The 14,141-nt window shown below is 72.6% G+C and carries 16 protein-coding genes and 1 riboswitch; of the genes, 12 read left to right on the forward strand and 4 right to left on the reverse strand.

Annotated elements, in window-relative coordinates:
* The first annotated feature begins 40 nt into the window (after nucleotides 1–40).
* Together CHF16_RS01905 and CHF16_RS01910 are read left to right on the forward strand one after the other, a co-directional pair.
* Nucleotides 41–817, forward strand: coding sequence for an ATP-binding protein (locus CHF16_RS01905; RefSeq protein WP_138639866.1), 777 nt, complete (start codon nucleotides 41–43; stop codon nucleotides 815–817).
* On the forward strand, nucleotides 814–1,431 hold the full coding sequence (locus CHF16_RS01910; protein WP_089324103.1) for a hypothetical protein: 618 nt from the start codon (nucleotides 814–816) through the stop codon (nucleotides 1,429–1,431). The genes CHF16_RS01905 and CHF16_RS01910 overlap by 4 nt, the downstream gene beginning before the upstream one ends.
* 116 nt (nucleotides 1,432–1,547) lie before the next feature.
* Here CHF16_RS01910 and CHF16_RS01915 read toward each other — a convergent pair whose 3' ends face one another.
* Complete coding sequence (locus CHF16_RS01915; protein ID WP_089324104.1) at nucleotides 1,548–1,958, reverse strand: DoxX family protein; 411 nt, start codon at nucleotides 1,956–1,958, stop codon at nucleotides 1,548–1,550.
* 155 nt (nucleotides 1,959–2,113) lie between these two features.
* A riboswitch (FMN riboswitch) is annotated at nucleotides 2,114–2,244 on the forward strand.
* Nucleotides 2,245–2,314: 70 nt separating this feature from the next.
* Between CHF16_RS01915 and CHF16_RS01920 the strand changes: the two genes are divergently transcribed.
* The 7 genes from CHF16_RS01920 to CHF16_RS01950 all read left to right on the forward strand — a co-directional run bounded on the left by CHF16_RS01920 (nucleotide 2,315) and on the right by CHF16_RS01950 (nucleotide 7,414).
* Nucleotides 2,315–2,908, forward strand: a complete 594-nt coding sequence (locus CHF16_RS01920) for a riboflavin synthase (protein WP_089324105.1) — start codon at nucleotides 2,315–2,317, stop codon at nucleotides 2,906–2,908.
* Nucleotides 2,905–3,546 (forward strand): nicotinamide riboside transporter PnuC, encoded by a 642-nt coding sequence (pnuC, locus tag CHF16_RS01925; protein ID WP_089324106.1) that lies wholly within the window; start codon nucleotides 2,905–2,907, stop codon nucleotides 3,544–3,546. The genes CHF16_RS01920 and pnuC overlap by 4 nt, the downstream gene beginning before the upstream one ends.
* Nucleotides 3,543–4,781 carry a bifunctional 3,4-dihydroxy-2-butanone-4-phosphate synthase/GTP cyclohydrolase II gene (locus tag CHF16_RS01930; RefSeq protein ID WP_281259307.1) on the forward strand — a complete coding sequence of 413 codons (1,239 nt, stop codon included), beginning with the start codon at nucleotides 3,543–3,545 and terminating at the stop codon, nucleotides 4,779–4,781. Before pnuC ends, CHF16_RS01930 begins: the two co-directional genes overlap by 4 nt.
* Nucleotides 4,781–5,287 carry a 6,7-dimethyl-8-ribityllumazine synthase gene (gene ribH / locus CHF16_RS01935; RefSeq protein WP_089324107.1) on the forward strand — a complete coding sequence of 169 codons (507 nt, stop codon included), beginning with the start codon at nucleotides 4,781–4,783 and terminating at the stop codon, nucleotides 5,285–5,287. Before CHF16_RS01930 ends, ribH begins: the two co-directional genes overlap by 1 nt.
* 92 nt (nucleotides 5,288–5,379) lie before the next feature.
* Nucleotides 5,380–6,255 carry an ATP phosphoribosyltransferase gene (hisG, locus tag CHF16_RS01940; protein ID WP_089324108.1) on the forward strand — a complete coding sequence of 292 codons (876 nt, stop codon included), beginning with the start codon at nucleotides 5,380–5,382 and terminating at the stop codon, nucleotides 6,253–6,255.
* A 13-nt stretch (nucleotides 6,256–6,268) separates the two neighbouring features.
* Nucleotides 6,269–6,715: a PH domain-containing protein gene (locus CHF16_RS01945; RefSeq protein WP_245868144.1), complete on the forward strand. Its 447-nt coding sequence runs from the start codon at nucleotides 6,269–6,271 to the stop codon at nucleotides 6,713–6,715.
* Between the two features lie 114 nt (nucleotides 6,716–6,829).
* Nucleotides 6,830–7,414 carry a Uma2 family endonuclease gene (locus tag CHF16_RS01950; protein ID WP_089324110.1) on the forward strand — a complete coding sequence of 195 codons (585 nt, stop codon included), beginning with the start codon at nucleotides 6,830–6,832 and terminating at the stop codon, nucleotides 7,412–7,414.
* A 61-nt stretch (nucleotides 7,415–7,475) separates the two neighbouring features.
* Here CHF16_RS01950 and CHF16_RS01955 read toward each other — a convergent pair whose 3' ends face one another.
* Genes CHF16_RS01955 through CHF16_RS01965 form a run of 3 tightly spaced genes read right to left on the reverse strand, consistent with a single transcriptional unit; the run spans nucleotide 7,476 to nucleotide 10,834 of the window.
* Nucleotides 7,476–8,114: a hypothetical protein gene (locus CHF16_RS01955; protein ID WP_089324111.1), complete on the reverse strand. Its 639-nt coding sequence runs from the start codon at nucleotides 8,112–8,114 to the stop codon at nucleotides 7,476–7,478.
* Entirely contained in the window at nucleotides 8,111–9,511 is a 1,401-nt protein-coding gene (locus CHF16_RS01960; protein WP_089324112.1) for a selenium-binding protein SBP56-related protein, read from the reverse strand. Before CHF16_RS01960 ends, CHF16_RS01955 begins: the two co-directional genes overlap by 4 nt.
* A gap of 60 nt (nucleotides 9,512–9,571) precedes the next feature.
* Entirely contained in the window at nucleotides 9,572–10,834 is a 1,263-nt protein-coding gene (locus CHF16_RS01965; RefSeq protein WP_089324113.1) for a sulfite oxidase, read from the reverse strand.
* A 165-nt stretch (nucleotides 10,835–10,999) separates the two neighbouring features.
* On the opposite strand from CHF16_RS01965, the gene CHF16_RS01970 reads away from it, so the two are divergent.
* The 3 genes from CHF16_RS01970 to CHF16_RS01980 are packed head-to-tail and all read left to right on the forward strand — an operon-like array spanning nucleotide 11,000 to nucleotide 14,123.
* Nucleotides 11,000–11,878, forward strand: a complete 879-nt coding sequence (locus tag CHF16_RS01970) for an AAA family ATPase (protein WP_179271358.1) — start codon at nucleotides 11,000–11,002, stop codon at nucleotides 11,876–11,878.
* Nucleotides 11,879–11,881: 3 nt separating this feature from the next.
* Nucleotides 11,882–13,006 (forward strand): vWA domain-containing protein, encoded by a 1,125-nt coding sequence (locus CHF16_RS01975; protein ID WP_245868148.1) that lies wholly within the window; start codon nucleotides 11,882–11,884, stop codon nucleotides 13,004–13,006.
* Nucleotides 12,999–14,123, forward strand: coding sequence for an XdhC family protein (locus CHF16_RS01980; RefSeq protein WP_089324115.1), 1,125 nt, complete (start codon nucleotides 12,999–13,001; stop codon nucleotides 14,121–14,123). The genes CHF16_RS01975 and CHF16_RS01980 overlap by 8 nt, the downstream gene beginning before the upstream one ends.
* Nucleotides 14,124–14,141: the final 18 nt, after the last annotated feature.

Genomic DNA, 14,141 nt, shown 5'->3' on the forward strand with positions numbered 1-14,141 from the left:
GCTGCTTCGGACATAGATCCCTCGCGTAGAGGAGACCCCCATGGTTCACGGCCATCTCCCCGATCTGGTGCTCGGCGGGTGTTCGGCCTGGCCGCTGCCCGCCGACGAGACCTGCGCCGGTGTGGCCCGTGCACACCTTCGGGTGGCGCTGACGGCGGCCAAGGTGTCGGGCGAACTCGTCGAGGACGTCACGCTCGCGGCGTCCGAGCTGGTGACGAACGGCCTGCGGCACGGCATCGGCGGCGCTTCGGGCCGCGCGGAGGCGGCGCCGGGGCGGCGCGTCCTCGAACTGTGGGCCTACCACCGGGTCACGCCGGAGAGCCAGCTCGTGTTCAAGGTGTTCGACCCGAAGCCCGAGTGGACGCGTCCCGGCAAGGCGGACGGCGCGTGGGCGGAGAACGGCCGGGGAATCGCGGTCGTCGAGGCGCTCTCGTCGGCTTGGGGCTGGCACCGGACGCGGTCCAGGCTGGGGCCGCTGCCGGTACCGGGCAAGGCGACCTGGTTCTGCGTCCCGGCCGCCCGGACGTGCGCGTCCCCGGCGCGCCCGCTCCCATGGGAGGCGGCCGTGGTGCTGCGCCGGCTGCTGATCGCTCGGGGACTGGACGGCACACGCTGCCACCACGGGTCCGACCGTTCGGTGGTCGCGCTGCGGGGGCTGACGGTGTGGTCCGAGCCGCCGGGCGTGTTCCGGTGGCGCGTCCGGCCGGGGACGCGGAACGCCTACGCGTGCAGGCCGTTCGCGGATCTGCACGATGTCGCCGACGAGGTCGTCTGCCACCACGAGCACGGTGTCGTTCCCGGAGACGGTGCCCGATGACGGCTCGTCCCGAAGAGCGGGCGGAGTCGCTCGTCCGAGAAGCACGGGACGCGGCCCTCGCCGTCCTCGCGCGGGACGACTCGGCCGCCGAAGCGAGCCGGAGCCTGGCCGGTGCGGTGGTCGTGCTCGCCGACGTCCTGGACGCGCACCGTCCCACGGGAACGGCTGCGTGTCCGGCGTGCGAGACGGCGGTGCCCTGCCCGACCGTGCGTCGCGTCGCCGCCGCGCTCGTCTTGCACGGGGCCTGCCAGGGCGCACCGCTCGACCGCGGTGCTGCGTGGGCGTGTGCGGACGCGCACTACAACCGCCCGTCCACGGGCGGCGCGCGTCGGCTCGTCCTGCTCAGCGACCTCGGCGCCTTCTACGTCGCCAGGGGCGTGTCGGCGGTGCTGTCCGAGCCGCCGCAGGTTCCGGTGCCCGATGGGGAGACTGTGCTGGTGCTCGACAAGGAGAGTGGCCGGACGAGTCGGTGGCCGCTTCTTCCGGACGCCGACCTGATCGTCCAGTACCGGCGCTACCTGCGCGGCGAACCGATGGTCTTCGGCGAGCGGGCTCTTCGTCCCCGGCTCTTCCAGAGGGGCGCTTGGACGATCCGCAGTTCCCCGATTCCGTGAGGCAGGCCGTGGCTGCGGCATCTCCGGGCCGCGCGCTGCAATGCCTTCAACGCGCGGACGCGGATGAGTCACCGGAGCCGCGCCGCCGGGGCCGCTCGGCGGCGCGGCCGACCGGGTTAGGTGAAGAGGGGGCCTACCAGGTTCAGGCCGGGGTGGTCGTCGGAGGCGTACAGGACGAACAAAGCCAGGGCGCCGCCGGCCAGGGAGAGGTCCTTGAGGAACTGCTGCTGCTCCATCTGGCGCGCCTCTGGGGACTCCTGCGTCCAGAAGTCGTGGAAGACGAAGGCCGTGATGAGCAGGAACGGGACCAGCGCGATGGCGGCGAGGTCCGGCCAGATGCCGAGGACGAGCAGGACCGAGGCGAGCAGGATGTAGGCGCCGGAGACCTGTACGGCGAGCTTGGCCATCGGCAGCTTCTTGGCGGCCGCGTAGCCGGCCATCGCGTCGGTCGCGGTGAAGTGGCCGGCGGCGGCGCCGATGAAGATCGCGGTGAAGGCGATGCGGGCGATGAGGGCGACGACGTCCATGACTGCCTCCTGGGGGAAAAGTCCGTCATGCGTCACTTGTGGCGCAGGGTGTACCCCGGGTTCAAGATCGTTGAACGTTCAATCCAGGCGGTCAGTGGTGATGGTCACATGGGCCGCGGAATGCAAGGCATGGCACACTGGTTGGCAAAGCATGAACGCGTGCTCCGGGGTCGGTGAAATTCCGAACCGGCGGTGACAGTCCGCGACCCGGCCGAAGCCATCGGCCGGTTGACCCGGTGGAATTCCGGGACCGACGGTTAAAGTCCGGATGGGAGGCAGCGCGCGGTACGCCCCTGACCTGGGGCGTACGACGATGTACGAGTGTCCCCGGAGCCCTGAACTAGGAGGCCCGGGAGATGTTCACCGGCATCGTCGAGGAGCTCGGCGAGATCGTCGCGATCGAGATCCGGGGGGACTCGGTCACCCTCGCGATCCGCGGCCCGCTCGTCACCGAGGACGCCGTCCACGGGGCGTCGATCGCCGTCAACGGCGTCTGCCTCACCGTGGTGGACGTCCAGAACGGGGTCTTCTCCGCCGACGTCATCAAGGAGACGCTCGACAAGTCCAGCCTCGGCGCGCTGGAACCCGGGTCCAAGGTCAATCTGGAACGCCCTGTCCGGCTGTCCGACCGGCTCGGCGGCCACCTGGTGCAGGGCCACGTCGACGGTGTCGGCGCGATCCTCTCCCGCGAACCGGGGGAGCGGTGGGACGTCGTCACGGTCTCCCTGCCCGCCGACCTGAGCCGCTACCTGGTGAACAAGGGCTCCATCACCGTCGACGGCATCAGCCTCACCGTCGTGGAGGCCGGCGCCGACCGGTTCAGCGTCGCGCTCATCCCGACGACCCTCGCCCTCACCACGCTCGGCCACAAGAAGCCCGGCGACCCCGTGAACCTCGAGGTGGACGTCGTCGCCAAGTACGTCGAGCGCATGCTGGGCGACCGGTCGTGAACTGGCTCGGCGCGGGCTTCGAGGTGTTCGGCGAGCACATCCTCTGGACCGATCTCACCGGGAACGTGCTCTCGCTCGCCGTCGTCTGGCTCGCCATGCGCAAGACCCTCTGGACGTGGCCGGTCCAGCTCACCGGCGCGCTGCTGCTGCTCGCCGCGTCCCTGCACGCGAGCGTCCCCGGCAACGCCCTCAAGCAGGTGCTGTTCTGCGGCCTCGCCCTCTACGGATGGATCATGTGGACGCGCGGGCGGCGCGAGACCGACGCCATCGTCGTCCGGCAGGCCACCGCCCGGGAACGCGCCGTCCTGCTCGGCGCGCTCGTCGTCGGCACGGCCGTGGTCGCCCAGCTGTTCGTCCACCTCGACTGGCTGAAGGTCGCCTGGTCGCCGTGGGCCAACGCCTACATCTTCGTCGGCAGCGCCGTCGCGACGTTCGCGCAGAGCCGCGCGCTGGTCGACTTCTGGATCGTGTGGGTGCTCGTCGACCTGGTCGGGGTGCCGCTGGCGCTCAAGTCCGGGCTGTACGTCTCCGGCGCGGTCTACGGGATCTTCTTCGTGATGGTGATGGTCGGGTTCAGGAACTGGCTCCGGGAGTCCCGGAGCACGCAAATCCCCAGGCAGAAGGCGGTGACCGCATGAGCGGCAACGACATGACCGGCGACGGCAGCGGCATCTTCGACTCCATCGAGGCGGCGGTCGCCGACATCGCGGCGGGACGCCCCGTCGTGGTCGTCGACGACGAGGACCGCGAGAACGAGGGCGACATCATCTTCGCCGCGGCCAAGGCGACGCCCGAGCTGCTCACGTTCACGATCCGCTACACCAGCGGCGTCATCTGCGTCCCGATGGAGGGCGCCGACCTCGACCGGCTCCAGATCCCGCTGATGACGGCGCAGAACACCGAGCGGATGCGCACCGCCTACACCGTCAGCGTGGACGCCCGCCTCGGCGTGACCACCGGCATCTCCGCCGCCGACCGGGCCAAGACCATCCGAACCCTGTGCGACTCGGCGTCCGAGCCCGGCGACCTCGTCCGGCCCGGCCACATCTTCCCGCTGCGCTACCGGGAGGGCGGCGTCCTGCGGCGGCGCGGCCACACCGAGGCCGCCGTCGACCTCGCCCGGCTCGCCGGCCTCGCCCCCGCCGGCGTCCTCGCCGAGGTGGTGAACGAGGACGGCACCATGGCGCGCCTGCCCGAACTCCAGATCTTCGCGAAGGAGCACGGGCTCAAGCTCGTCTCCATCGAACAGCTCGCCGAGTACCGCCGCCGCACCGAGGCGATGGTCACCCGCGTCGTGGAGACCCGCCTGCCCAACCGGTTCGGGTCGTGGCGCGCCGTCGGGTTCTCCAGCGCCGTGGACGGCGGCGAGCACATCGCGCTCGTGCTCGGCGAGGTCGGCGACGGCGAGGACGTCCTGATCCGGGCCCACTCCGAATGCCTCACCGGCGACGTCCTGCACTCCGAGCGCTGCGACTGCGGCACCCAGCTCGACGCCGCCATGGAGCGCATCGCGCAGGAGGGGCGCGGCATCGTCCTGTACCTGCGCGGGCACGAGGGGCGCGGCATCGGCCTGCTCGCCAAGCTCCAGGCGTACGCGTTGCAGGACAACGGCTCCGACACCGTGGACGCTAACCTGGAACTGGGGCTCCCGGCCGACGCGCGCGAGTACTCCAACGCGGCGCATATGCTGCGTGACCTCGGCGTCCGCTCCGTCCGGGTGCTGACCAACAACCCCGACAAGCTCGCCGGGCTGGACGGCTTCGGCGTCGAGGTGCGCGGACGCGAGGCCATGCCCGTCGTCGTGACCGAGCACAACCGGCGCTACCTGACGGTCAAGCGGGACCGTCTCGGACACCAGATCGAGGGACTCTGATGAGCGGCGCAGGACGCCCCGAGGACAGGACCGTCGACGCCGCCGGGCTCACGCTCGGCGTCGTCTGCACCCGCTGGCACGGGCAGATCACCGACCAGCTCCTGGAGCGCGCCCTCGCGGCGGCCAAGGAGTGCGGGATCGACCAGCCCGTCGTCGCCCGCGTCGCCGGCGCGCTCGAACTGCCGGTGATCGCGCAGCAGATGGCCCGCGACTTCGACGCGGTCGTCTGCCTCGGCGCGGTCATCCGGGGCGCCACCGCCCATTTCGACTACGTCTGCGACTCGGTGACCGCGGGTGTGACCCGCGTCGCGCTCGACGAGTCGACTCCGGTGGGCAACGGGGTCCTCACATGTGACACCATTGAGCAGGCACTGGAACGCAGCGGGCTGCCCGGCAGCTCCGAGGACAAGGGATGGGAGGCGACTGTGGCCGCACTCGACACGGCACTGACCCTGCGAGGTCTGCGGCATCACGGTCACGCCGGGCACGGCCCGGAGCATTCGTAGCGAGTGCAGGGGCCCGTCCCCTGACAGGCTCGCGCGTCTCCGCTCCGAACCACCCGGTATCCCGTACGCATCCTCATCCGAAAGGCTGACCCGTGCTGTCACTCGTCCTGCCGAAGGGGTCGCTGGAGAAGGCGACCATGCAGCTGTTCGACGCCGCCGACCTCACCGTCCAGCGCACGTCGGACCGCGACTACCGCGCCTCCATCGACGACCCCCGCATCGACCGGGTCCGGGTCCTGCGCCCGCAGGAGATCCCGACCTACCTGGAGCAGGGGCTGTTCGACCTCGGCATCACCGGCCGCGACTGGATCACCGAGACCGACGCCGACGTCGTCAGCCTCGGCGAGCTCAAGTACTCCAAGGCGACCGCCAACCCGGTCCGCGTGATCATGGCTGTGCCGGACGGCGCGCCCTGGCAGTCGGTCTCGGACCTGCCGGAGGGCGTCCGGATCTCCACCGAGTTCCCGGCGATGACCCGGCGGTTCCTCGAGGAGCACGGCGTGAAGGCCACGGTCGTCCCGTCCTACGGCGCGACCGAGGCGAAGGTGCCCGACATCGTGGACGCGATCGTCGACCTCACCGAGACCGGCTCGTCGCTCCGCAAGAACGGCCTGCGCATCCTCGACACGCTGCTGACGAGCTACACCGAGCTGGTCGCCAACCGCGAGGCGTACGAGAACGCCGAGAAGCGCGCCGCGATGGAGGACATCGCGCTGCTGCTGCAGGGCGTGATCCGCGCGCGCGGCAAGGTGCTGCTGAAGCTGAACGTCGCGCAGGCCGACCTGCAGGACGTCCTCGACATCATGCCCGCGATGTCGTCGCCCACGGTCACCTCGCTCGCCGGCGGCGAGTCGAACGCCGTGGAGTCCGTGGTCGCCAAGCGGGGGGTCAACACGCTGATCCCGGCGCTGAAGGCCGCGGGCGCGCACGACATCCTGGAGATCCCCATCGCGAAGATCGTCGACTGAGAGTCCGGCATCGTTGACTGAGACTCCGGCACTGCCGACCGTGTGGCGCCCCCGCACCACCCGTGTCGTCGCCTACACCACGGCGGGCGTGGTCCTGCTCGGCCTGATCGTGCTCGCCGTGGTGGTGCCGGAGCAGTACAAGGCGCTCGACCGCGGCCTGATGGTGGGGTTCGGCGCGGTCGTCGCGTGGATCCTGCACATGCTCGCGCGCTGCCGCGTCGCCGCCGACGAGTCGGGCGTCACGGTCGTCAACGCGTTCAACACCCGCCGCCTGGAGTGGCCGGAGATCCTCGACGTCACGATGAACACCGGCGACCCGTGGCCGACCCTCGACCTGGCGGACGGCACCTCCATCGGCGCGATGGGCATCAACGGCGCCGAGAAGGCCCTCTCCGCCCGCCAGCTCGCCGAACTCCAGACGCTCCTGCACGCCAGGGGCGAGGCCCCCGACCCCGCCTGACGTCCCCGGCCCGAGGCCTTGTTCTAGGCCGTTGCCAGGACCACGGCGGGGCTCGTGTGTCAAGGTAAGTGCATGAGCGCTCAGAGTGTCGAGGCGATCGCAGAAAGTGGTCACATGGACGCTGCACCGGTGCCAGACTGGGTGATCCCCCCGCCGGGCGGTTTCACCGCCGACGACTTCCTGCGCATGCGCGGTCTGCCCCGGCACACCGAGCTGATCGACGGGAGCCTGGTCTTCGCGGGCCCGCAGCGCAAGTGGCACGTCCGGGTGATCGATCTGCTCCGGGACGAGCTCGCCAGGCAGGCGCCCGAGGATCTGTGCGCGGATCGGGAGATGACCGTCAAGCTCGGTGGGCGCCAGGCGCCCGAGCCCGATGTTCTCATCGTCTCGGCTGAGGCGTACGTGCGAGACGAGCCGTCGACCTACTACCTACCCGAGGATGTGCTGCTGGCGGTCGAGGCGGTATCGCCTGATTCCGAGATCCGTGATCGGGAGACCAAGCCGCGCAGGTACCGGCAGGCCGGCATCAAGCACTACTGGCGGGTCGAGGAGGACGAGGGCCGGACCATCGTGTACGTCTACGAGCTCGAACCCGCCAGTGACGCCTACGCACTGACCGGCATCCACCACGACCAGCTCAAGGTGACGGTGCCGTTCGACATCGAGATCGACCTGACCGCCGTCGGCAAGCGCCGCTAGACCCTGCGGATCGTGCTCGCCCTCGGTCGGCCGGCGCCGCCAGGGGGCCGTGGACCGGGCGTCACAGGGCGGTGAAGAGGGTGACGGCCCCGGCGCCGATCAGCGCGACGGCCCAGACGCGGTCGAGGTTGAACCAGGCGCGCCGCAGCACCGCCAGCCCGACGATCTCGTAGACGAGCACCGCGATGACGCCCGCGACGGCGAACATCGACAGCGTGTGCACGGCCGTCACGAAGATCCCCGTGGACACCGCGCTGCCGGACGAGGACGCCAGCCCGTGGTCGTGGCCCGCCGGGGCCGTCCCGGACGAGGTGAGCACGGGCAGCAGCATCAGCCCTGCGCCGTGCACCGACGACATCAGGAACGACCAGCCGGCGAGCTGCCACAGCGAGATCCGCATCCCGACCCAGCGGAAGTGGCGCCGCGACAGCAGCCGCCACAGCCCGAAGCCGGCCAGCAGCGCGCCCCCGCCGATCGCGACCGCCTGGGTCGCGACGACCGACCGGGTCAGCGCGATCAGTACCGCGACGGCGCCGACGGACGCCGCGTGGCCCGCGGCGATCGCCGGGAGCGCCTGGAGGACCAGCGCCCTGCTGCGCTCCTGGAGGCCGCGGGCCACCGCGAACAGCCAGCCCATCGCCGGATTGATCCCGTGGAACGCGCCGAGCGCCACCAGCGCGGCCAGCGACCCGTCGCTCACGGGTAGCAGTAGGAGTCCGAGGAGGCGTCGCCGCCCTGGAGGCGGGTCTGGTGGGGGCGGCGGCCGCGGAAGGCGTCGCCGTTGGGGAAGAAGCGCTCGTCGAAGGCGAACCCGTCCGGGGTGGAGTCGAGCTTGGCCATCCAGGCGCCGACGCCGTCGGGGTAGAACTGGTCGTCCCACGAGCCGTAGAGCGAGTTGGTGACGTAGACGCGCTTGCCGTCGCGGCTGATCTCGACCATCTGCGGACCGCCGGCGAGGGGGCGGTCCGGCTCGGCGGGATGCGGTGTCCGGTTGACGATGCCGCCGATGCGGACCGAGCCCGCCTCGACGGGGTTGAACGGGTCGCTGACGTCGTAGCGCTTCAGCTCGCCGGTGCCCCAGCACGACACGTACAGCCACTGGTCGTCCACGGACAGGTCGATGTCGGTGACGAGCGGCGGCACCGCGCCGAACGGCTGGATGACCGGCGGGAGGCCGGCGGGGTCGGCCGGTTCGGCGGGGATGGTGATGACCTTGGTGGCGGTCCAGGCGTCGCCGTCGCGGTGCCAGACCCAGACGGACGCCGACAGGTCCTCGACGTTGACGACCACGCCCGCGAACCCGTACAGCTTGGTCGGGTCGTGCGCGGGGCGCAGCTCCAGGACCATCTGGTGCTCGTCGCCGAGGTCGACGGTCTGGACGTGCTTGCGCTTGCGCAGGTCGAAGAAGTTCAGCGCGTGCCCGTACTTGCGGCCGAGCAGCAGTTCGCCGACGACGCCGTCCTCCACCATGGAGGGGGTGCCCCACTCGGACGTGACGAGGACGTCGTGCGCGATGTGCCACCACGCGTCGTAGGCGAGGTACTGCGGGCCCCGGTCGACCTCCCACCGGCCGAGGACGTCGAACGAGGTGTGGTCGAGCAGCGCGATGCCGCCCGGCCCGTCCTCGCCGTTGGCGCCGCCGAGCGCCGTCAGGTAGAGCCCCTCGGGCCCGCAGTGGACGGTGTGGGGCCGCGAGTACCCGGCGCGCTTGGCCAGCTCGTCGGCCTCCAGCACCTTGACGATCTTGGGGGCCGTGGGGTCGTCCTTGGTGTCGATCACGTACACCCGGGACGAGCGCAGCCCGGGGACGATGAGGTACCGGCGCTCCACGTGCGGATGCGGCGACCCCGGGCACAGCGCGCTGCTGCACGCGTTCCACCCGAAGTGGTGCAGCTCGTCACCGAGGTAGGGCAGTTCCGTCCAGCCCACCACGTCCCCGTAGGACGGCGAGCCGGGGTCGACGTCCAGGACGGCGAGCGCGTCGGGCTTCGCGGCGGCACGGTCGAAGGCGACCACGTAGGCGAGCTTCTCGGCGGGGGCCGAGGCCGCGTCGCGGGGGGAGGCGTAGAAGGTCGGGTCCGGCTTCCACAGTGCCATGGTCGTCCTTTCGTGCGTGCCTGTCGGGGGATCGGGGGTTCAGGAGACGGCGTCGGGGGTTCAGGAGACGGCGACGGGGTGGCGTACGACGGCGCCGAACAGGTAGCCGAGGGTGTTGTAGGGGGCGTTGAAGGGCTGGGACGCGCCGGTCTCGTCGGTGGCCCGCGCCAGCAGCTCGTGAGGTCCGCGGCTGTGCGGCCTCCAGGGGAACTCCCAGCGCGTCCAGCCCCGCGGGTCGGGGCGGTCGAGCAGCCTGGCGCGCCGCCAGGTGGCGCCGCCGTCCACGCTGATCTCGGTGTGCCGGATCCGGCCGGTGCCCGACCAGGACCGGCCGCGCAGGACCTGCGGCGCCGCGGGCAGGGACGCCTCCCAGGGCAGCTCGAAGGCCGACTTGACGTTCGCGCGGGTCACCGGCGGCGATCCCTCCGGCGGGTAGCCGGGGCCGAAGAGCCGGTAGAAGCGGGTGTTCCACGGGGAGTACAGCGGCTCGGCGGCGACCTGGATGTCCCCGAGCCACTTGATGGAGGCGATGCCCGTCCAGGACGGCACGACCAGCCGGACGGGGTACCCGTGGTCGGGCGGGAGCGGGGCGCCGTTCATCTCGTAGGCGAGGAGGACGTCCTTCATCGCCTTGGCGACGGGAAGGGGACGCCGCACGCGGCCGAGGTTCTCGCCCTTGTCCACATAGTCAGCGTCCAGCCCGCGCGGCAGGATGTCCACGGCCTCGCGGGTAATACCTGCGAGGCGCAGCACGGTGGAGAGCCGGACCCCGCGCCACCGCGCGACGCCGATGGCGCCGAGCTTCCAGGGCGTCCCTGAGACCTGCTGCCCCTGCTGGGAGGTGTAGAACCCCCGGGCGTTCCCGGTGCATTCGATGAAGGCCGTGATGGTCTCGGAGGGGAGCCGCAGCAGGTCGGCGTAGGAGAACCGGACGGGACGCTCCTCGCCGGGGGAGCCGTGCAGCCCGGTTCCCCACAGCTTGAGCCGCCAGGTGCGCGCGTCGATGCGCGGGGTGGCGACGTGGTTGCGGACGAAGAAGCGGTCGGCGGGGGTGAGCAGGCCCTGGCCGCGCATGGCCTCCCACCGCATCTCGGCGTTGGTCCCGTACGGGATGAACAGCTCGGGAGGCAGCGGCTTCACGATCGCCGGGCCCTCGTCGGCCGCGCGGGCGCCCGTCGCGGCGGCGGGGAGGGCGGCGGGGACGGCGAGCGCGGCGCCGGCGCCCGCGGACAGGCGCAGCATGCCCCGCCGGGACAGCGCGCGGACGCTCTCGTAGGCGGCCTCGTCGGTGAGGTCGGGTTCCTTGCCGTTACCGGATCGCATGGTCCGATGCTCGCGGGCACCAGCCGTAAAGTCAACTTTCCCTACCTGCATCATATGAATTGTGGCGAACCGGACGAGGCCGCCGAAACGCAAGAGCGCGGGCCATGTGACTTGCGTCTCCCGCCGAGTAGCCTCGATGCCGTGGGGGAGACGGCGTCGACGACCATGGACCGGGTCGGATCGCCCGCGGAGCTCGCGGGCCTGCTCGACCGGCACGCCTACCTGTGCGACGAGGGGCTCGCCACGGCGTGCTTCCTCGCGCTGCGGATGGGCCGGCCGCTGTTCCTGGAGGGCGAGGCCGGCGTCGGCAAGACCGAGCTGGCCAAGACGCTCGCGCGGGCCCTCGGCGCGCCGCTGATCCGGCTCCAGTGCTACGAGGGCCTGGACGCCTCCCAGGCCCTCTACGACTGGGACTTCCCGCGCCAGCTGCTGCACCTGCGCGCCGCCGAGGCCGCCGGCGTGCACGACGTGGCGCGGCTGGAGGGCGAGCTGTACGACCGGCGGTTCCTGCTGGCCAGGCCGCTGCTGCGGGCGCTGGAGACCGCGCCGAGCGTCCTGCTGGTGGACGAGCTCGACCGCGCCGACGACGAGTTCGAGGCGTTCCTGCTGGAGGTCCTCAGCGACTTCACGATCACCGTCCCGGAGCTCGGCACGATCCGGGCCGAGCGGCCGCCGGTGGTCGTGGTCACCTCCAACCGCACCCGCGAGGTGCACGACGCGCTCAAGCGGCGCTGCCTGTACCACTGGCTGGAGCACCCCTCGTTCGACCGCGAGGTCGCGATCATCAGGCGGCGGCTGCCGGACGCGGCCGAGCGGCTCGCCGGGCAGGTCGCCCGCGCCGCGCAGCGGATGCGCGGGGCCGGGCTGCTGAAGCCGCCCGGCGTCGCCGAGACCCTCGACTGGACCGAGGCCCTGGTGGCGCTCGGCGCCCGCGAGCTCGACCCGGCGTCGGCGGCGGTGACGCTGGGCGCCGTGCTCAAGTACCGCGAGGACCAGCAGCGCGTCCTCGGCGGCGGGCTCGGGGCCCTGCTCAACGGGGGCTGAGCCGTGCGGCGGGACGTGACCGAGACGCTGGTCGGGTTCGCCCGGACGCTGCGCGCGGCGGGCGGCGCGGCCGACCCCGAGCGCGTCCAGGCGATGCTGGCGGCGCTCGACCACCTCGACGTCCTCGACCCGAAGGACGTGTACTGGGCGGGCCGGCTGACGCTGTGCGCCGACCCCGACGACCTCTCCCGCTACGACCGGTGCTTCGCCGCGTACTTCTCCGGCGCGACCGCGCGGCCGGGGCGGCGCACGCCGCCGCCGGTGGTCGTGCGCCGGATGGCCGTGCCCGACGCGGCCGCGCCGCCCGGCGCGCGGGAGGACGGAGACCTGACGGCGGCCACGGCCAGCGCGACCGAGGTGCTCCGCGACCGGGACGTGGCGCGGCTGAGCGCAGCCGAGCGCGCCGAGGTCGCCCGGCTCATCGCGCTGCTGGACGCCGGAGGGCAGCGGCGCAGGTCGCGCCGGTTCGCCCCGGCGCCGGCGGGGCGGCTCGATCCCGCCCGGACGGTCCGCGAGACGCTGCGGCGCGGCGGCGAGACGTCCCTGCTGCGGCACCGGGCGCACCGCACCCGCCCGCGCCGGGTCGTGCTGATCGTGGACGTCAGCGGGTCGATGAGCCCCTACGCCGACGCGCTGCTGCGGTTCGCGCACGCCGCCGCCCGGTCCGGCGGCCGCGACGTGGAGGTGTTCAGCGCCGGGACGCGGCTCACCCGCCTCACCCGCGAGCTGCGGCACCGCGACGCGGACGCGGCGATGGCGGCGGCGTCGGCCGCCATCCCGGACTGGAGCGGCGGCACCCGGCTCGGCGAGGAGCTGAGGGAGTTCCTCGACCGGTTCGGGCAGCGCGGCCTGGCCCGCGGCGCGGTCGTGGTGATCGCCTCCGACGGCTGGGAGCGCGGCGACGCGGCGCTGCTCGGCGAGCAGATGGCGCGGCTGAGCCGGCTCGCGCACCGCGTCGTGTGGGCGAACCCGCACAAGGCGCGGCCCGGGTACGAGCCGCTGACGGCGGGGATGGCGGCGGCGCTGCCGCACGTCGACGACTTCACCTCCGGGCACAGCCTGGCGGCCCTGGAGGAACTCGCCCGCATCGTCGCGGGCACCGCGGGAAAGGGGAGCGCTCATGCGTGACGTGCTCGGCGACATCACCGGCTGGTACGCCTCGGGGGAGACGTTCGGTCTCGCGACCGTCGTGCACACCTTCCGCAGCGCGCCGCGCCCGCCGGGCGCCGCGATGGCGGTGTCGGCGGGCGGCGAGGTGGCGGGGAGCGTGTCCGGCGGCTGCGTGGAGGGCGCCGTGTACGAGCTGGCGCAGTCGGTGCTGGAGACCGGGACGCCGGTCGTCCAGCGGTACGGGGTGAGCGACGACGACGCGTTCGCCGTCGGGCTGACCTGCGGCGGCATCCTGGACGTGCTGGTGGAGCCGGTCGGCCCCGCCGCCTTCCCCGAGTTCCCCAAGGTCGCGGCGGCGATCGAGCGGCACGAGCCGGTCGCGGTCGCCACCGTGGTCGCCGGGCCGGGCCGCATCGGCGCCCGCCGCGTCGTGTGGGCCGACCGCGCCTCCGGCTCGCTCGCGCCCGGCGAGCCGCACGCCGCCCGCCTCGACGCGGCGGTCGACGACGACGCGCGCGGCATGCTCGCGCAGGGCCTCACCGGGCAGCGGCACTACGGGCCGGAGGGCGAGCGGCGGCTGGACGACCTGTCGGTGTTCGTCCACTCGTTCGCGCCGCCGCCGCGGCTGCTGGTGTTCGGCGCGATCGACTTCGCCGCGGCCGTCGCCCGGGTCGGCGCGTTCCTCGGCTACCGGGTGACGGTCTGCGACGCGCGGCCGGTGTTCGCGACGCCGAAGCGGTTCCCCGAGGCCGACGAGGTGGTGGTGAAGTGGCCGCACAAGTTCCTGGAGGAGGAGCGCGGCACCATCGACGGGCGCACCGCGATCTGCGTGCTGACCCACGACCCCAAGTTCGACGTGCCGCTGCTGGAGGTGGCGCTGCGCACCGACGCCGGCTACATCGGCGCGATGGGGTCGCGCCGCACCCACGACGACCGGCTCGCCCGGCTGCGCGAGGCCGGGCTGACCGAGGCCGAGCTGGGCCGGCTCCGCTCGCCGATCGGCCTGGACCTCGGCGCGCGGACGCCGGAGGAGACGGCGGTGTCGATCGCGGCGGAGCTGGTCCAGCTCCGCTGGGGCGGTTCGGGGCGCCCGCTCACCGACACCACCGGCCGGATCCACGCCGACGCGCCCTGACGGCACTACCCTCGCGGG

Source organism: Actinomadura meyerae (assembly GCF_900188445.1).
GTDB classification, from domain to species: domain Bacteria; phylum Actinomycetota; class Actinomycetes; order Streptosporangiales; family Streptosporangiaceae; genus Spirillospora; species Spirillospora meyerae.